The 16,610-nt window shown below is 64.9% G+C and carries 17 protein-coding genes; 9 read left to right on the forward strand and 8 right to left on the reverse strand.

The window, feature by feature from the left end; genetic code table 11:
• The first annotated feature begins 20 nt into the window (after window positions 1-20).
• From RIC54_RS00940 to RIC54_RS00960, 5 genes are all read left to right on the forward strand, one after another.
• Window positions 21-740 (forward strand): SDR family oxidoreductase, encoded by a 720-nt coding sequence (locus RIC54_RS00940; protein ID WP_350097704.1) that lies wholly within the window; start codon window positions 21-23, stop codon window positions 738-740.
• 426 nt (window positions 741-1,166) lie between these two features.
• Complete coding sequence (gene katG / locus RIC54_RS00945) at window positions 1,167-3,368, forward strand: catalase/peroxidase HPI (protein WP_350150412.1); 2,202 nt, start codon at window positions 1,167-1,169, stop codon at window positions 3,366-3,368.
• Window positions 3,369-3,504: 136 nt separating this feature from the next.
• Window positions 3,505-4,197 (forward strand): GntR family transcriptional regulator, encoded by a 693-nt coding sequence (locus tag RIC54_RS00950; RefSeq protein WP_350097700.1) that lies wholly within the window; start codon window positions 3,505-3,507, stop codon window positions 4,195-4,197.
• Window positions 4,198-4,232: 35 nt separating this feature from the next.
• Entirely contained in the window at window positions 4,233-5,030 is a 798-nt protein-coding gene (locus RIC54_RS00955; protein ID WP_350097698.1) for a phytanoyl-CoA dioxygenase family protein, read from the forward strand.
• 37 nt (window positions 5,031-5,067) lie between these two features.
• Window positions 5,068-6,429: an NAD(P)H-dependent oxidoreductase gene (locus tag RIC54_RS00960; protein WP_350097696.1), complete on the forward strand. Its 1,362-nt coding sequence runs from the start codon at window positions 5,068-5,070 to the stop codon at window positions 6,427-6,429.
• Window positions 6,430-6,446: 17 nt separating this feature from the next.
• On the opposite strand, the gene arsC is transcribed toward RIC54_RS00960, so the two are convergent.
• The gene (arsC, locus tag RIC54_RS00965) at window positions 6,447-6,794 is read right to left on the reverse strand and encodes an arsenate reductase (glutaredoxin) (RefSeq protein ID WP_350097694.1); all 348 of its coding nucleotides are present in this window, start codon (window positions 6,792-6,794) and stop codon (window positions 6,447-6,449) included.
• Between the two features lie 69 nt (window positions 6,795-6,863).
• Here arsC and RIC54_RS00970 point away from each other — a divergent pair, with 69 nt between their 5' ends.
• Complete coding sequence (locus RIC54_RS00970) at window positions 6,864-7,430, forward strand: GNAT family N-acetyltransferase (RefSeq protein WP_350097692.1); 567 nt, start codon at window positions 6,864-6,866, stop codon at window positions 7,428-7,430.
• Here RIC54_RS00970 and paaI read toward each other — a convergent pair.
• Genes paaI through RIC54_RS00985 form a run of 3 tightly spaced genes read right to left on the reverse strand, consistent with a single transcriptional unit; the run spans window position 7,427 to window position 9,281 of the window.
• On the reverse strand, window positions 7,427-7,852 hold the full coding sequence (paaI, locus tag RIC54_RS00975; protein ID WP_350097690.1) for a hydroxyphenylacetyl-CoA thioesterase PaaI: 426 nt from the start codon (window positions 7,850-7,852) through the stop codon (window positions 7,427-7,429). The two genes, RIC54_RS00970 and paaI, sit on opposite strands and share 4 nt — an antisense overlap.
• Window positions 7,849-8,646, reverse strand: coding sequence for an enoyl-CoA hydratase-related protein (locus tag RIC54_RS00980; RefSeq protein WP_350097688.1), 798 nt, complete (start codon window positions 8,644-8,646; stop codon window positions 7,849-7,851). The genes paaI and RIC54_RS00980 overlap by 4 nt, the downstream gene beginning before the upstream one ends.
• Window positions 8,643-9,281 (reverse strand): class I SAM-dependent methyltransferase, encoded by a 639-nt coding sequence (locus RIC54_RS00985; RefSeq protein WP_350097686.1) that lies wholly within the window; start codon window positions 9,279-9,281, stop codon window positions 8,643-8,645. Before RIC54_RS00985 ends, RIC54_RS00980 begins: the two co-directional genes overlap by 4 nt.
• 77 nt (window positions 9,282-9,358) lie before the next feature.
• Here RIC54_RS00985 and RIC54_RS00990 point away from each other — a divergent pair, with 77 nt between their 5' ends.
• Window positions 9,359-9,913, forward strand: coding sequence for a PAS domain-containing protein (locus tag RIC54_RS00990; RefSeq protein WP_350097684.1), 555 nt, complete (start codon window positions 9,359-9,361; stop codon window positions 9,911-9,913).
• A 15-nt stretch (window positions 9,914-9,928) separates the two neighbouring features.
• Here RIC54_RS00990 and RIC54_RS00995 read toward each other — a convergent pair whose 3' ends face one another.
• Complete coding sequence (locus tag RIC54_RS00995; RefSeq protein WP_350097682.1) at window positions 9,929-10,657, reverse strand: ribonuclease activity regulator RraA; 729 nt, start codon at window positions 10,655-10,657, stop codon at window positions 9,929-9,931.
• A 146-nt stretch (window positions 10,658-10,803) separates the two neighbouring features.
• On the opposite strand from RIC54_RS00995, the gene RIC54_RS01000 reads away from it, so the two are divergent.
• Window positions 10,804-11,817 carry an aldo/keto reductase gene (locus tag RIC54_RS01000; RefSeq protein WP_350097680.1) on the forward strand — a complete coding sequence of 338 codons (1,014 nt, stop codon included), beginning with the start codon at window positions 10,804-10,806 and terminating at the stop codon, window positions 11,815-11,817.
• Between the two features lie 17 nt (window positions 11,818-11,834).
• The gene (locus RIC54_RS01005; RefSeq protein WP_350097678.1) at window positions 11,835-12,257 is read left to right on the forward strand and encodes a GNAT family N-acetyltransferase; all 423 of its coding nucleotides are present in this window, start codon (window positions 11,835-11,837) and stop codon (window positions 12,255-12,257) included.
• Here RIC54_RS01005 and RIC54_RS01010 read toward each other — a convergent pair.
• The 3 genes from RIC54_RS01010 to RIC54_RS01020 form a co-directional block, all read right to left on the reverse strand.
• A complete protein-coding gene (locus tag RIC54_RS01010) occupies window positions 12,254-13,447 on the reverse strand; it encodes an aromatic ring-hydroxylating oxygenase subunit alpha (protein ID WP_350097676.1) in 1,194 nt (397 codons plus the stop codon). The two genes, RIC54_RS01005 and RIC54_RS01010, sit on opposite strands and share 4 nt — an antisense overlap.
• A gap of 101 nt (window positions 13,448-13,548) precedes the next feature.
• Window positions 13,549-15,378 (reverse strand): translational GTPase TypA, encoded by a 1,830-nt coding sequence (gene typA / locus RIC54_RS01015; protein WP_350097674.1) that lies wholly within the window; start codon window positions 15,376-15,378, stop codon window positions 13,549-13,551.
• A 93-nt stretch (window positions 15,379-15,471) separates the two neighbouring features.
• Window positions 15,472-16,584, reverse strand: coding sequence for a class I SAM-dependent methyltransferase (locus RIC54_RS01020; protein WP_350097672.1), 1,113 nt, complete (start codon window positions 16,582-16,584; stop codon window positions 15,472-15,474).
• Window positions 16,585-16,610 lie beyond the last annotated feature (26 nt).

The following is a 16,610-nucleotide window of genomic DNA, read 5'->3' on the forward strand; positions in this document are numbered from 1 at the left end:
ACAGGATGGGGGAGGGTGCAATGGCGGAGCGGGTTCTGGTGACGGGCGGTTCCCAGTCGATCGGGCGCGGCATTGTCGACCGGCTGCTGGACGATGGCTACGAGGTGACGATCCTCGATCGGGTTTGCCCCGAACCCGCGACCGCCGCTCGATGGATCGAGGTCGACCTTATGGACGGCGATGCCACCGACGCGGCTATGCGCGAGGCCCTGTCGGACGGCCCGATCACCCGTGTGGTCCATAACGTCGGCCACGTCCGCCCGAACCTGCTTGAGGACACCAGGCTGGAGGATTTCGACGCCGTCATGGCACTCAATGTGCGGCCCGCGATCCGTATCACCCAGGCCCTGCTGCCGGGCATGAAGACGGCGCAGTCCGGACGGATCGTGACGATTTCATCGCGCGCCGCCTTGGGCAAGGAGTTGCGGACCAGCTATGCCGCCTCCAAATCGGCACTGCACGGTCTGGTGAAGACCTGGGCGCTGGAACTGGCGCGCGATGGGATCACCGTCAACTCGGTGGCGCCGGGCAGCATAGAGACCCCGCTGTGGCGCGCCGCCAACCCCTCCCAGGACCCACGTACCCAGAAGATCCTGGACTCGATCCCGGTGGGCCGGATCGGTGTCCCAGCCGATATCGCCAACGCGGTGGCGTTCTTCCTGGACGGTCGATCGAGCTTCGTAACCGGTCAGATCCTGTATGTCTGCGGCGGCTTCACCGTGGGAAGCGCCGGAGTATAGGCTTCGGCTATCGCTGCCATTGGTAGATTGGACTCATTCTAAAATGGTGAGTCTGCCACTATGGTCATCGTGTTCGGCTCGTTCGAACCGTTGTCGATGGAGGCAACCATGGTCCAGCGCCAGAAGCACGCCGCGTTTTCAGTACGTCCTGATGGCGGCGCTCTACAACGCCTAGCCGACAAAGGGCGCCCATCGCCCGGTACGGAAGGTTGGCACGCCGTGATCTCTGCAGACGGATCGACGACGCTATGGCGTCGGCGAGGGCGCATCGCATCCGTTTCAGCGGTTCGCCACGGTGATTGATAGCCATGCCATATCGATCGGTTGGAACAGCCTGAAGTCTTACGATTGTTCGGCATTCCCAACGGAGAATGGTCGAAGGCCTGCCGGACAGCTCAACTCATTCAGCCGCATTGGGAGGTAGACATGGACGGTGATGGCAAACAGAGCGCCGGCAAATGCCCGGTTATGCACGCACGAAGCGCCTCTGAGGGTGCGTCCAACCGCAACTGGTGGCCAAATCAGCTCAATCTGAAGGTCCTTCACCAGAATTCCTCGCTGTCCGATCCGATGGGTTGGGCGTTCAACTACGCCGAGGAGTTCAACAAGGTCGACCTGGAAGCGTTGAAGAAGGATCTCTTCGCGCTGATGACCGACTCGCAGGACTGGTGGCCGGCCGATTATGGCCACTATGGGCCGCTCTTCATCCGCATGGCGTGGCACAGTGCGGGGACCTACCGGATCGGCGACGGCCGTGGCGGTGCATCGTCCGGCACGCAACGCTTCGCGCCCCTCAACAGCTGGCCCGACAACGGGAACCTCGACAAGGCGCGCCGACTGCTCGGGCCGATCAAGCAGAAGTACGGCAGCAAGATCTCTTGGGCCGATCTGATGATTCTCGCCGGCAACTGCGCCCTGGAGTCCATGGGGTTCAAGACCTTCGGTTTCGCCGGCGGTCGAGCCGATGTCTGGGAGCCCGAAGAGGACATCGATTGGGGTACGGAGACCGAGTGGCTCGGCGACAAGCGCTACAGCGGGGACCGGGAGCTTGAGAACCCTCTAGCCGCCGTGCAGATGGGCCTGATCTACGTGAATCCGGAAGGGCCGAACGGCAAACCGGATCCGCTCGCGTCCGCCAGGGACATTCGCGACACGTTCGCGCGCATGGCGATGGACGACGAGGAGACGGTCGCCCTGATTGCCGGCGGGCACACCTTCGGGAAGACCCACGGGGCCGGTGATCCGGCGCTCGTCGGCCGTGAACCCGAGGGTGCCGGCATCGAAGAGCAGGGTTTCGGCTGGAAGAACAGCTTCGGAACCGGCAAGGGCGGCGACACGACCACCAGCGGCTTGGAGGGTGCCTGGACCCCCAATCCGGTGAAGTGGGACAATGGCTTCTTCGACACCCTGTTCGGCTACGACTGGGAACTCGCGAAGAGTCCCGCCGGGGCATGGCAGTGGAAGCCGACGGATCCATCGGCCGCGAATGCCGTTCCGGATGCCCACGACCCGTCCAAGAGTCACGCGCCCATGATGTCCACTGCGGACATGGCGTTGCGAATGGATCCGACCTACGAGCCGATCTCGCGGCGATTCCACAAGAACCCGGCGGAGTTCGCCGACGCTTTCGCCCGCGCTTGGTACAAGCTGACACACCGCGACATGGGGCCGCGCTCGCGCTACCTGGGCTCGCTCGTGCCGGCCGAGGAATTGCTGTGGCAGGATCCGGTCCCCGCAGTGGATCACCAGCTGATCGATGCAGCGGACATTGCCACGCTCAAGGCCAAGATCCTGGCGTCGGGTCTGTCGATTTCCCAACTGGTTTCGACCGCCTGGGCGTCGGCGGCCACCTTCCGAGGTTCCGACAAGCGCGGCGGTGCCAACGGCGCGCGTATACGGTTGGCCCCGCAGAAGGACTGGGAGGTTAACCAGCCTGCCCAACTGGCAACTGTCTTGAAGGTCCTTGAAGGTATCCAGAGCGAGTTCAACGGCGCGCAGTCCGGCGGAAAGAAGGTCTCGCTCGCCGACCTGATCGTTCTTAGTGGCTGTGCCGCCGTCGAGAAGGCAGCCAAGAACGCCGGGCAGAGCGTGGAGGTTGCTTTCACGCCTGGACGCACTGACGCGTCGCAGGAACAGACCGACGTGGACGCGTTCGCCGTGCTGGAGCCGGTCGCCGACGGCTTCCGCAACTACCTCAAGGCCGACTACGCCGTATCGGCGGAGGAACTGCTGGTTGACCGCGCCCAGCTGATGACGCTGACCGCTCCCGAAATGGCAGTCCTGGTCGGTGGAATGCGGGTGCTGAACGCCAATGTCGGGCAGTCCGCGCATGGCGTCTTCACCAAGCGGCCCGAGACGCTCACCAACGACTTCTTCGTGAACCTGCTCGACATGGCCACGACATGGAAAGCGGTCTCGGGTGACGAGAAGGTGTTCGAGGGGCGCGATCGGACGACGGGCGAACTGAAATGGACCGGCACACGTGTAGACCTGATCTTCGGCTCGAACTCGCAGCTCCGGGCCATCGCGGAGGTCTATGCATGCGAGGACTCCAAGGAGAGGTTCGTGCGTGACTTTGCGGCCGCCTGGACCAAGGTAATGAACGCGGATCGCTTCGACCTCGCCTGATCCGCTCATGGGGTGACGTTTTGGCATAAGTGTGTGGAGGGCCGTCCCATGGGGCGGCTCTTTGCATTTGCGTTACACTGATGCGTTGACATCGCCGGATCCACGTTATTGAATTCAGAATTCAAAGGAGCGTTCGGTGGAACTTCGCACACTCGAGTCCCGTCCCGTACTGATCGATCAGGTCTATGAGCGACTGGTCGATGCAATTTCCATCGGATCGCTGCCGCCTGGACAACGTCTGCGACAGGAAAAGCTGGCCGCCGACCTCGGTGTCTCGCGGCAGCCGGTCAGTCATGCGCTGGCCATGCTCAAGAGCTCGGGCCTGGCGGTCGAGCAGGGGGTGCGCGGGCTGGTCGTGGCGCCGATCGACCCGGAGCGCCTGTACCACCTCTACGAAGTCCGCGCGGTGATGGAGGGCCTGTCGGCTCGTCTGGCGGCGCAGCGGGTGGCTGCCGACCCGACGCTTGATCTGTCCGCCCTGGGCGAGGCGCTGGCCAAGGGCGCCGCCGCCGAACAGGCGGGCGACATTCCGGCGGCCGTTGACTGGGACCTGTCGTTCCACTCGGCGATCAACGCGCTGTCGGGCAATCCCGTGCTGACCGAGGTGTCGGATGGGCAGCGCCCGCAGATCCGTCGGGTGATGGCTGTGGTCAAGAATGACCGGTCGTTGGCCACCCGCATCTGGGATGAACACACCGCGATCGCCGATGCCATCCGAGGCGGCGATGCTGCAACCGCCGAAACCCTGGCCCGCGAGCACGCTGCACGGGCCGGCGAGGAAACCCGGCGGCGACTGATCAGCAAGGCGCGGAGCGCCAACACGGCCTGAGACTCGTAGCGGGCCTGACTGCGAAAGGAAACGCCATGAAACTGGACAAGAACCAACTCGAGCAGTTCGACAAGGAAGGCTATCTGTTCCTGCCGAGCGCATTCACCCCGGAAGAGACCAGCGTGCTGCACCGCCGGGCCCAGTCGATCTTCAAGCTCGACCGCGAGGAGGTATGGCGCGAGAGCACGGGTGTTGCCCGCACCGCGTTCGCTGCCCACACCTATGACGACGGTTTCCGGCGGCTCGGCGCGCACCCACGGCTGGTCGAGCCGGTGATGCAGCTGCTCGACGGACCGGTCTACATGCACCAGTTCAAGATCAACGCCAAAGCCGCATTCGATGGCGATGTCTGGCAGTGGCACCAGGATTTCGGAACGTGGCACCGCGACGACGAGATGCCGGAGCCACGGGCCATGAACATCGCACTGTTCCTGGACGACGTGTCGGCGGTCAACGGTCCGCTGATGTTCATTCCGGGCAGCCACAAGGCGGGGACCTTGGAGGCCGGCCATGACCTGGAGACCACCAGCTACCCGCTGTGGACACTGTCGCGCGACGAGGTCAGCCGTTTGGCGAAGGAGGGCGGGTGTGTGGCGCCGACCGGGCCGGCCGGATCGATCATCGTGTTCCACGGCAACCTGGTGCACGCCAGCCCGCCGAACATCAGCCCGTTCCCGCGCACCATCGTCTATCTGAGCCTGTGCCACGTCGACAACCACATCCGCGCTTTCAAGCGCGCGGAGTGGATTGCGCACCGCGACTTCACGCCAATCGAGCCGTTGTCCGACGACTGCTTGGCCGAACTGGCGGCACAGGAGCGTCACGCAGCCTGATCGCGCGCCGCCGGATAGTCGTGAACTGGAGAACTCGATGAACCTCTCTCGCATGCTGGCCAAGCGGGCCGAAGAAGGACGCCCGGTCCGGGTCGGGATCATCGGCGCCGGCAAGTTCGGCGCGATGTACCTGTCGCAGGCCCGACTGACCAAGGGGACGCACATCCTCGGCATTGCCGACCTCGACGTGCCGCGCGCCAAGGACCAGTTGCGGCACATAGAATGGGAAGCCGAGCGGTACGCCGCGTCCAGCTTCGACGATGCGCTCAAGCATGGTACGACGTTCGTTACCGACAACGCCGAGGCGCTGATCAAGGCTGACGGGCTGGAGGTGTTGATCGACGCGACCGGCGATCCGGCGATCGGCATCAAGCACTGCCTGATGGCGATCGACCATGGTCGTCACATCGTCATGGTCAACGTCGAGGCCGATGTGGTCGCGGGCCCGCTGCTGGCGGCCAGAGCCGAGGCGGCCGGGCTGGTCTATACCCTCGCCTGGGGCGATCAGCCGGCGTTGATCAGTGAGCACGTCGACTGGGCAAGGTCGATCGGCTTCAAGGTGGTCTGCGCCGGCAAGGGCACCCGATACCTGCCGCGCCACCACGCGTCGACGCCGGACACGGTCTGGGAGAATTTCGGCTTCGATTTGGAGATGGTTAAGCGCGGCCGGCTGAACCCGAAGATGTTCAACAGCTTCATCGACGGCACCAAATCCGGCATCGAGATGTCGGCAGTCTGCAACGCCACCGGCTTGCGCCCGCAGGCCGACGGGCTGCACTTCCCGCCGTCGTCGCGGTTGGAACTGGCCGAAGTGTGCAAGCCGAAATCGGCCGGTGGGCAGGTCGATTTCGACGGCACGACCGAGGTGGTGTCGTCGCTGTATCGCGACGGCACGGACGTGCCGGTGAACCTGCAGTTCGGCACCTATGTGGTGGTCGAGGCAGAGACCGACTACGCCACCTACTGCTTCGAGGAGTACAAGATGCTCCACGACAGCTCGTTCAAGTATGCCGCCTTGTACCGACCGACCCACATGATCGGCCTGGAACTCGGGGTGTCGGTGGCGTCGGCCGCGCTGCGCAACGAGCCGACTGGCAGCCCGATCGGCTTCTTCTCAGACGTGGTGGCGACGGCCAAGCGTGACCTGAAGGCCGGCGAGACCCTGGACGGCGAGGGTGGCTACTGCGTTTGGGGCAAGCAGACCCCGGCGGATGCGTCGCTGGAGAATGGGTACCTGCCACTCGGTCTCGCCCACAACGTCAGACTGAAGCGTGACGTGAAGCTGGGTGAGCGGCTGGCCTGGGCCGACGTCGACGTCGACGAGACCAGTCAGATCTTCAAGGTGCGCCGGGAGATGGAGGCCCGTTTCGGCCGTCCGAACGCCCGGGCAGCCGAGTAGCGGCACTGATCGGGGCGCTACAGGATCGCAAGGACGGCTTCCGGCGGGCGGCCGATCGCGACCTTGTCGCCGTTGACCACGATCGGCCGTTCGATCAGCACCGGGTTCTCGACCATCGCCATCAGGAGGTCGCCGCGCGCCATCGCCGGATCGTCCAGGTTCAGGTCGGCGTATGGGGCTTCCTTGCGGCGCATCAGGTCGCGCGGCTGTATGCCGAGCGCGCGGATCAGGGCGTCCAGTTCGACCGCTGACGGCGGGTGCTTGAGGTACTCCACGATTTCCGGCTCGATCCCGCGGTCGCGCAGCAGCTGCAGGGTCTGGCGGGACTTCGAACAGCGCGGGTTGTGATAGATTCGGACGGACATCATCGGCTCTCCGGGTGGATCAAACTCAATCTGGCGTGGGAATAATGACCGGCTTATGGTCGCGCCGTCATGACCGATATCAACTCGATTGAGACCGAGCGGCTGATCCTGCGTGCCTGGCGGGATTCCGACTACGCCCCGTTCGCGGCGTTGAACGCCGATCCGGAGGTGATGCGGCACTTTCCCTGGCTGCTGACGCGCGCCGAAAGCGACGAGGTGGCCGACCGGATCGTCAGCCGCATGGCAGAGCATGGCTGGGGATGGTACGCGGCCGAGGTCAAGGGCGGCGAGCCGTTCATCGGCTTCGTCGGGCTGAACGTCCCGTCATACGAGATCCCCTGCGGCCCGTGCGTCGAGATTGGTTGGCGGCTGGCTCGCTCGGCGTGGGGCAAGGGCTACGCCACGGAAGCGGCACGCGCCGCCCTGGCGTTTGGCTTCGAGACCCTGAACCTGACCGAGATCGTGTCGTTCACGGTAGTCGCCAACGCCCGCTCGCGTGCGGTGATGGAACGGCTCGGCATGATCCACGACCCGGCGGACGACTTCGACCACCCGTCGATCGAGGAAGGACATCCCATGCGCCGGCACGTGCTGTATCGGCTGGCCGCATCGGACTGGCGGGCGGTGGCGCGCTAGCTGTCCGCTACTATTGTGCCGCCGACGACCCGCGAGCGGCCGCGCATCAGCGCAACCGTCTCGCCGGATTCGGTCGTCACGGCGATGTCGTAGATCCCGCTGCGTCCGGCCCGCGCGCGTTCTTCAGCCACTGCGGTCAATCGGTCGCCAAGCTTGCCGGGGCGTATGAAATCGATGTCGGCGCCCTGGGCGACGGTCATCTGATTGTACGAGTTGCAGGCGTACCCAAACGTGCTGTCGGCGAATATGAACAGCACGCCGCCGTGGCACATGCCGTGCGGGTTGGTATGGCGAGCCGCGATCGTCAGGCTGCAGCGGGCGTAGCCGGGACGGGCTTCCAGCACCTCGATCCCGAGTTCACGGGCCGCGGTGTCGTGCTCAGCGAGATGCCGGGCGACCGGGTGGATGTGGTTGCGGGTCATTGGCCGGTGAACCTCGGCTTGCGCTTCTCGAGGAACGCGTTCACGCCCTCGCCGTAGTCATGGGAGAAGCCGCACTCCCGCTGCAGGTCGCGCTCCATCGCCAACTGGGTATTGAGGTCGTTGCCGATGGCCGAGCGCATCAGGCGGCGGGTGCCCAGCACCGCCTTCGGTGGCAAGGCCGCCAATCGTTCGGCCAAGGCCAGGCTGGCAGCCGGCAGGTCGGGCCCGTCAACAACCTGCCAGGCGATCCCCCACGCCAGCAGGCGTTCAGCGTCGATCGGATCCATGGTGAGGGCCGCGGCCAGGGCGCGGCCTTCGCCGATCAGGCGGGGTAGGTGGTGGGTGACGCCGGCGTCCGGGACCAGACCGATACGGGCGAACGAGATCACCATTGACGCGTTCCGGGCCGCAACCATGACATCGCCGGCTAGCGCGAGCCCGGCACCGGCGCCAGCGGCAACGCCATTTAGAGCGGTGACGACCGGCATCGGCAGGTCACGCAGGCGGCGGATCAGCGCGTTGTAGCTCTTCTCCAGCCCGGCACCGAGGTCGCGCACCGGCCGGCCCTCTTTCGGCGGCGTGCGGGCCGACAGGTCCTGGCCCGAGCAGAACGCCCGGTCGCCGGTGCCGGTCAGGATCAATGCCTTGGCCGAACGGTCGCGCTCAATCGACGACAGCGCGTCGCGCAGGTCCGTATGGACGGTATCGTTGACGGCGTTCCGCTTCTCCGGCCGGTTCAGGGCGATCCGTACGATCTCCCCGATCCGCTCGAACGTGATCGTCTCGTAGCTCATTCTGGCCTCCCGGTAGGGTCGATTGCGGCTCGCCGAAAATTCAGACGGACAAATGTAACGCCCGCCCCGGAATCGCTGCCGTCGTTAACGCTGCGCTGGATCTCGGCGAAGCCGTGGCCTGCGAACTCGGCGGCAATGGCGTCGGGATCGCAGTCGTGCATCGGCCGGTCGGCGGGCGACGGCCCCTGCCGTAGGGCAAGGGAGAGCACTGCCCCCGGTGCGGCAAGCGACGCCAACGCCGCGCAGGCCGAGGTGCGGTCAGGCGGCGGCACGTGCATCCACACCGCGTTGATCAGGATGAACGCGAACAACTCGTCCCGTTGCCGAACGCGTTCGAGCGTGGGCAGCCGGTCATCGATCCATTCGACCGGCGAACCGGGGAACAGACGGGCCGCCTCGGCCCGCATTCCGGATGAGGGTTCGACCGCGACCACACGGTATCCGCGGCCAGCGAGGGCGTCGGCGTGCACGCCACTGCCGGCACCGATGTCCAGCACCGGGCCCGGCAGCGGCGGCAGCAGCTCTGCGTGGCGTTTAAGAAACCGCTCGCCGCCGCCAGCCGCGTACCGTGGCGCCAGATCGCCGGACAGCCGGTCGTAGGCGGCAATGGCGTCGTCAACGGTCGGCCCGGCCATGCCGTGATCCTTTCGATAGCGATACGTTCCGTGCTAGATCTGCTCACGGGGACAGTAGGTTAGCTGAAGTAGGGGCCATGGCCATCAACGAAGCAGACTTTGCGCACGTCGAGGATGACCGGTTCCGACATCTTGTCTCGTACTGGCTTGCGGCACGGTCGGGCCGGCCTGTTCCTAGCATCGAGGCGATCGATCCAGCGCAGTTCCGCCATCTTCTGGAGCAGGTGTGGTTGTGCGATGTGGAAGAGAATCCAAGAGCCTACCGCTACCGCCTCGTCGGCGATCATATCCGGGCTGCCTACTCAGTCCCATTGGTCGGCCGGACCCTGGCCGAACTGACCGATACGGAGGTCGCGAAACGGGTATTGGGCTACTTCGATCAAGTGGTCGACGGGCCGACCGTCGTGCACATCGTGGGCCGGATCTACACCGAGGAGGTACGGCCGGCGCGGGGCGAACGGCTGATCCTGCCGTTCGCCGATCCACAGACCGGCCGGATTGTCCGGATTCTCGGTGCCACCGTGCATTCCTGGGAATCCCGGGGCATCGGTCCGGGGGACGTGCCGATCAGACAGGTCCGGACGTTCACCCCGGTCGACGGCCGTCCGTCCTGGTGCGAGAACTGGCTGTAGAGTACCGGGCGGCGTTCAGCCGCCGTCCTTTGCCTTGCGCCACTCCGCATAGCGCGCCTTGGCTTCGGCGTTAGGCGGGTAGGTGCCACGCAGCGGCTTGCCGGCCCGTACTTCTTCGATGATGAATTCCTCGTGCCGCTCCTGCTCGAAGGCATCGCGGGCAACCTCGTCGGCCATGTGGCGGGGAATGATCACCACGCCTTCCAGGTCGCCGACCACGATGTCGCCCGGATAGACAGGGACACCGCCGCAACCGATCGGCTCGTTCAGGGTCTCGACCGCGTGGTGCTTGATCAGGTTGGTCGGCGCCGACGGCGCACCGATGTACGTCGGAATGTCGAACTCGCCGATCTCCGGGGAATCACGCAGGCCGCCGTCCGTCACCAGGCCGGCGGCGCCGCGGGTCATCAGGCGGGTGACCAGGATCGAGCCGGCCGACGCCACGCTGGCATCGCCGCGGCAGTCCATCACCAGGACCGATCCCTCGGGACAGGTCTCGATCGCCTTGCGTTGCGGATGATCGTAGTCCTGGAACACGTCCAGGGTGTCGATGTCCTCGCGCGCCGGGATATAGCGCAGCGTGAACGCCGGTCCGACCATCGACTGGTCGTGCGACGCGGTCAGCCGGCTCACACCCTGGATGTAGACGTTGCGCAGACCGCGCTTGAACATCTGGGTGGTCAGCGTCGCCGTGCTGACGGCGGCGAGCTTGTCGCGGGTTTCGGCGGAAAGTGGCTCGGTCATGGTGGTCGTTCTCTCGCGGACTTGTATGATGACTTCGATCCGAGCACGACGCCCGGCACGATACAAGGGGCGAAGAGCGTTTGTCATACCAGCCTGGCCACCTGATGATCCCGGTCGCGCTTGAATGGTCGCAGGAGACTTCACCGATGAACTACCGCACGCTTGGCCGTTCAGGCTTGAAAGTATCGCCGCTGTGCCTCGGCACGATGATGTTCGGCGGTCCGACCTCCGAAGCCGACAGTCGGGAGATCACCGCCGCGGCGCGCGACCTTGGCATCAACTTCATCGACACGGCCGACGCCTACAACGGCGGTGAATCCGAACGCGTAGTCGGCCGGGCAATCGCCGCCGACCGAGACCGCTGGGTGCTGGCCACCAAGCTCGCCAACAAGCTGGGCGACGACCCGAATTCCGGCGGACTGTCGCGGCGCTGGATCCATATGGCGTGCGACGCCAGCCTGCAGCGGCTCGGGACTGACGTGATCGACGTCTACTACCTGCACAAGGAAGACCACTCGACGGCTCTGTCCGAGACGGTCATGGCGCTGGGCGACCTGATGCGGGCCGGCAAGATCCGGTATTTCGGAGTGTCGAACTACCGGTCCTGGCGGGTGGCGGAGATCTGCAACCTGTGCGACCGCCTGGGGATCGACCGGCCGATCGTCAGCCAGCCGTACTACAACGCCATGAACCGGATGCCTGAGGTCGAGCATCTGCCGGCCTGCGACTACTACGGCCTTGGCGTGGTGCCGTACAGCCCGTTGGCCCGCGGCGTGCTGACCGGCAAGTACGCCCCGAACGTTGCACCGGCGGAAGGCACGCGGGCGGCCCGCCAGGACAAGCGCATGATGCAGACCGAGTGGCGGCACGAAAGCCTGGAGATTGCCCGGCAGATCAAGGCACACGCCGAGGCCAAGGGCGCGACACCGATCGACCTGGCAGTGCAATGGGTGCTCAACAACAAACGGATCACCGCGACGATCGCGGGCCCACGCACCATGGAACAGTGGCAGGCCTACGCAAAGGCTCTGGACTATCCGTTCGCTGCCGACGACGAGGCTCTGATCGATCGGTTGGTCGCAACCGGGCATCCGTCAACGCCGGGCTACAACGACCCGCAGTATCCCATCGAAGGGCGCGTCCCGTGGGTAGGCGGTTGAACGTTCGTGAGGCAAACGTGGCGGGTACGGTCAGAAGGGCGGAGGTCGAGGACATTCCAGCGCTGATGCGCATCCGCTCGGGTGTGCGGGAAAACCGATTGTCGGATCCGGCAAAGGTGCCGGCTGCCGCCTATCGGACCTTCATCGACGGTCCGGGCATCTGGCTGTGGGACGAGGACGGTTCGGTGCTGGGATTCAGCGCTGCCGATACCACAGATGGGACGATCTGGGCATTGTTCGTGGATCCGGCCGCCGAGGGGCTCGGGATCGGCGGGGAACTGCTGTCCTGCGCCCTGGACGATCTTCGCGCATCGGGCTGGACCGAGTCCCGCCTGTCGACCGGCCCGGGGACCCGTGCCGATGAGTTCTATCGCAGGCGCGGCTGGGTCGATGCCGGGATGTCCGTCTCCGGTGAACGGCTCTTGGCCAAGGCGCTCTAGGCGGACACCCGTTCCCGGTCGCGAGGTTCCGAGGACGGTGCAACCATCCGCGCCACATGCTGCATGAAGCGCTGGGTGCAGCCGTCGTGGAAAGCCGTGAGCTTGCCGCCGTCGAACGCGCCGCTGGCTCGACCGCGCTGCATGCGCTCGACAATACCGATGTCCTCGGTGAACACTTCGCGCCAGCCGGCGACCAGGTCGGTCTTGGCGGCCGCGATGCGCGCAATTTCGGCTTCGGAGCGTGTCACCCCGTCGTCCACCAGATAGATGTGCAACCGCTCGCGCGTGTGGTCGACGGCCAGCGGGTCGATGATGATTCCGAACAGATGGTCGCGCTGGATTCCGAGCAGCAGGTTCGGGAGGGCGATCGGGTACTCACCGACCAGTCGCCGCGCTTCCGGCAAACCGGGGAAGCAGGGCAGGGTCTTTTCCGGTGCGACTGAGGCCCGGTAGATGTTGGTGACCGGGCCGAAGAACCGGTCGGCGAGCACCCTGTATTCATGGGCGTCGAGCGGTGAGTAGCTGTTCAGTCCCGGATGCACCCAGGGCAGGTGATAGCACTCCAGGTAGTTTTCGATCGCGAGCTTCCAGTTCGCCCGCAGTTCATAGGTGTCGGAGGCCGCGTGCACTAGCATCTCGGTGGCGTAGTCGCCCCACCGCTCGGCCATCGGTGCCACCACACGGTCGAGCGGTGGTGCGTCGCCCGAGAGGTTCACGAAGAGGAAATCGAGCCAGACGTCCACCCGGACCGGCAGCAGGCCGAGCGACTCTTTGTCGACGCTGGGGCAAGCGTGTACGCCCGGTCCGCCGACTTCGGGCGTGCGGACCAACCGACCGTCCAGGGCGTAGCTCCAGGAATGGTATGGACAGACCAGCACCGGGCCGGAATGCCGGTCCTCGACCAGGAGGCTGCCCCGGTGCCGGCAGACGTTGTGGAAAGCCCTGATGCCGCCGTCGCGATCGCGCACCAGCAGGATCGGCTGCCCTGCGGCGTCAATCGCCATCGCGTCTCCGCGCAACGGGATGTCGGCACCCACGCCGACGCACAGCCAGTCACGGGCCAGCAGCCGCTCGGCCTCCAGGCGGTGGTAGGATGGATCGACGTAGCAGAGATTGGGCAGGCCGCGCGACCGCTCAGTCGGCGCGAACACCGGCGCCATGGCATGCGCGAGCGATCGATCATCCAGCATGCACATCACCCTGACGGTACGAGGCACCGTCAGGGTGAGTGGTTCTGTATTGGGTTGCTGTCGTGCCGGCGACCAGCCGGGCGACGGCTAGGGGATAGCGGTCAGGCGCTTTCGGCGGCCGAGCGCTTGGCGTAGCGCTTGCGCTCGTGCGGATCGAGGTAGCGCTTGCGCAGCCGGATCGACTTCGGCGTGACCTCGACGAGTTCGTCATCCTCGATATACGGGATCGCCTTTTCCAGCGTCATGCGCATCGGCGGCGTCAGGACCACGTTCTCGTCCTTGCCGGCAGCCCGGAAGTTGGTGAGCTGCTTGGCTTTCAGCGGATTGACGTCGAGGTCGTTGCCCTTGTTGTGCTCGCCCAGGATCATCCCCGAGTAGACCTTTTCGCCGGGGCCGACCATCAGCGGGCCGCGGTCTTCGAGGTTGATCAGTGCGTAGGCCTGCGCTTCGCCCTGCTCGGTGGAGATCAAAACGCCGACACGCCGGCCCGGGATCGTCCCCTTGTACGGAGCGTAGGTGTGGAACACCCGGTTCATGATGCCGGTGCCGCGGGTCGCGGTCAGGAATTCACCGTGATAGCCGATCAAGCCGCGCGCCGGGGCGTGGAACACCAGACGGGTCTTGCCCGCCCCCGCCGGCTTCATCTCCAGCAACTCGCCCTTGCGCTGGGTGACCGCCTCGATCACCGGACCGGTGTACTCGTCATCGACGTCGACCACGACTTCGTCGATCGGTTCCTGGCGCTGCCCGGTCTCCGGATCCGAGCGCATCAACACCCGCGGGCGGCTGATCGACATCTCGAAGCCTTCGCGCCGCATCTGCTCGATCAGCACCGCCAACTGCAACTCGCCGCGCCCGGCAACCTCGTAGGCGTCCTTGTCGTCGGTCTCGCGGACCCGCACGGCGACATTGCCCTCGGCTTCGCGGAACAGCCGGTCGTGGATCATGCGGGAGGTGACCTTGTCACCCTCGCGGCCCGCCAGCGGGCTGTCGTTCACCGAGAAGGTGACGGCGATGGTCGACGGGTCGATCGGAGAAGAGGCGATCGCTTCCATCGCTTCCGGTGCGCACAGGGTATCGGCGACCGTGGCTTCGGAGAATCCGGCGATCGCGACGATATCGCCCGCATGAGCCTCGTCCAACGGAGTCCGCTCGAGGCCGCGATAGGCCAGCAGTTTGGAGACGCGACCGCGCTCGATCTCCTTGCCGTCGCGGTTCAGCGCCTTGAGGCTGGTGCCCGGCTTGATCGACCCGCTCAGGATGCGTCCGGTCAGCAGGCGGCCCAGATAGGGGTCGGCTTCCAGCGTGGTCGCCAGCATGCGGAAGGGCTTGTTCGCTTCGACGGTCGGCGCCGGGGTGTGTGCGACGATGCGCTCGAACAGCACCGCCATGTCGGTACCGGTCTCGTCCGGCGTCTCCGAGGCCCAGCCCTGCTTGGCCGACGCGAAAATCGTCGGGAAATCCAGCTGCTGATCGTCGGCACCGAGCGCGCTGAACAGGTCGAACACCTCGTTCTGCACTTCGTAGGCGCGCTGCTCGGGCTTATCGACCTTGTTGATCACCACGATCGGGCGCAGGCCGAGGGCCAGCGCCTTGCCAAGCACGAACTTGGTTTGTGGCATCGGACCTTCCGACGCATCGACCAGCAACAGGGCGCCATCGACCATCGACAGGATGCGCTCGACCTCACCCCCGAAATCGGCGTGGCCCGGCGTGTCGACAATGTTGACCCGCGTGTCCTTCCAGAGCACCGAGGTGCACTTCGCCAGGATCGTAATCCCGCGTTCGCGCTCGATGTCGTTGGAATCCATCGCGCGCTCCGCCACCTTCTGGTTGGCGCGGAAAGTACCCGACTGGCGGAGGAGGACGTCGACCAGGGTCGTCTTGCCGTGGTCGACGTGCGCGATGATCGCGACGTTGCGCAGTTGCATTGCTGATTGTCCGAGCTGAAATTTCGCGCGGAATGTACTCTCGTTTTGCTGCAATGCAAGATGAGTCGTGAAAGATCCCCTTCTGCGGATGGATCAGAGCCTCGCGGCCGGATACTTCAGCTGGACGTGTTTGAGCGTCTCATTGACCAAGTCGTCGCGCGAGACCTTGCTACCCGGCGGCTGGTCCAGGCCGTACACCGAGCGTACGACCGGATGATCGCTCAGGAAAACCGGAGCGCCGAACGACGTCGGTACGGCGTCGTAGTCCGGGTGGCCCGGCCCGATCAGCAGGAGGTTGCCAAGCGGAAAGTACCGGTCACCATATGGGCCCACCACGATCACGAGCGGACGAAAACCTAGATCCATCAGGGCTTTGAGCACGGTGCGCCTGGTTATCTCGCCGGATTGGCTTCCCAGGCACTGGATCAGAAGAATCCCGTCACTGACCAGGCACCGCTTCACCGCGGTAAGGTAATAGGTAAGGGCAGGGTAGGTCATCTCGGCCAGATTGGCGTTCGACGTGACGACGTCGTAGGGCCTAGTCAGTGCATCATCAATGCGCCACCAGGGGTGCAGCACGCTGCGTGGGACCGCTTCGTCGATCGTGATGGTGTTGATCTGATCGTATAGCCGGCCTGATTCCAGGGGCAACAGCCCGACATGGGCGTGCTCTGAAGGAGACAGGGCACGGTTCTCGAAATCATCGCCATAGCAGTACGCGTCGATCATCGATTGGAGGATGTACAAGCTCTGGGTGATCTCGATCTTGTCGTAGCGCACCACTTCAGGATCGTTTGCCATGAAGAATGACAGATACCCGCACCCCGACCCGATCTCCAGGACACGACGACGATTGGGGATGCCGCGGAGTTTTACATAGATCAGGTACTGGGAAAGCATCGACGCGATCGGAAGCAAAGTGTTGTTTCCACCAAGCGCCCGTTTGTGAAAGCAGACAAAGTTGGCAAACGCTGACGCCAGTGAATCCATATCATCCTGGCTAAGTCCGCCACGCTCCCGGATGAAATCAGCCAACCGTCCCGCATGCATGGAGTCCAGCAGGGGATACAATCCATGGATGGTTCGGATACGGGTCGGAAACTGGTTCTTATCGAACGTGACCGGGCTGAACAGGCGCGCGATCTGCCAATTCGCAATGGACTCTCGGCCGCGCCTTTCGGCTTCATCGTACGTTCTTATATCCATGCTCGAGGATCATCCCGGTTAGAGCG

The sequence above is a fragment of the Thalassobaculum sp. genome (assembly GCF_040219215.1).
Taxonomy (GTDB): Bacteria; Pseudomonadota; Alphaproteobacteria; order Thalassobaculales; family Thalassobaculaceae; genus Thalassobaculum_A.

Bases quoted from the DNA above. Each gene is read 5' to 3' on its own strand.
- RIC54_RS00940 (WP_350097704.1), top strand. From the start codon at position 21: ATGGCGGAGCGGGTTCTGGTGACGGGCGGTTCCCAGTCGATCGGGCGC.
- katG (WP_350150412.1), top strand. From the start codon at position 1,167: ATGGACGGTGATGGCAAACAGAGCGCCGGCAAATGCCCGGTTATGCAC.
- RIC54_RS00955 (WP_350097698.1), top strand. From the start codon at position 4,233: ATGAAACTGGACAAGAACCAACTCGAGCAGTTCGACAAGGAAGGCTAT.
- RIC54_RS00960 (WP_350097696.1), top strand. From the start codon at position 5,068: ATGAACCTCTCTCGCATGCTGGCCAAGCGGGCCGAAGAAGGACGCCCG.
- arsC (WP_350097694.1), bottom strand. From the start codon at position 6,794: ATGTCCGTCCGAATCTATCACAACCCGCGCTGTTCGAAGTCCCGCCAG.
- RIC54_RS00970 (WP_350097692.1), top strand. From the start codon at position 6,864: ATGACCGATATCAACTCGATTGAGACCGAGCGGCTGATCCTGCGTGCC.
- paaI (WP_350097690.1), bottom strand. From the start codon at position 7,852: ATGACCCGCAACCACATCCACCCGGTCGCCCGGCATCTCGCTGAGCAC.
- RIC54_RS00980 (WP_350097688.1), bottom strand. From the start codon at position 8,646: ATGAGCTACGAGACGATCACGTTCGAGCGGATCGGGGAGATCGTACGG.
- RIC54_RS00985 (WP_350097686.1), bottom strand. From the start codon at position 9,281: ATGGCCGGGCCGACCGTTGACGACGCCATTGCCGCCTACGACCGGCTG.
- RIC54_RS00990 (WP_350097684.1), top strand. From the start codon at position 9,359: ATGGCCATCAACGAAGCAGACTTTGCGCACGTCGAGGATGACCGGTTC.
- RIC54_RS00995 (WP_350097682.1), bottom strand. From the start codon at position 10,657: ATGACCGAGCCACTTTCCGCCGAAACCCGCGACAAGCTCGCCGCCGTC.
- RIC54_RS01000 (WP_350097680.1), top strand. From the start codon at position 10,804: ATGAACTACCGCACGCTTGGCCGTTCAGGCTTGAAAGTATCGCCGCTG.
- RIC54_RS01010 (WP_350097676.1), bottom strand. From the start codon at position 13,447: ATGCTGGATGATCGATCGCTCGCGCATGCCATGGCGCCGGTGTTCGCG.
- typA (WP_350097674.1), bottom strand. From the start codon at position 15,378: ATGCAACTGCGCAACGTCGCGATCATCGCGCACGTCGACCACGGCAAG.
- RIC54_RS01020 (WP_350097672.1), bottom strand. From the start codon at position 16,584: ATGGATATAAGAACGTACGATGAAGCCGAAAGGCGCGGCCGAGAGTCC.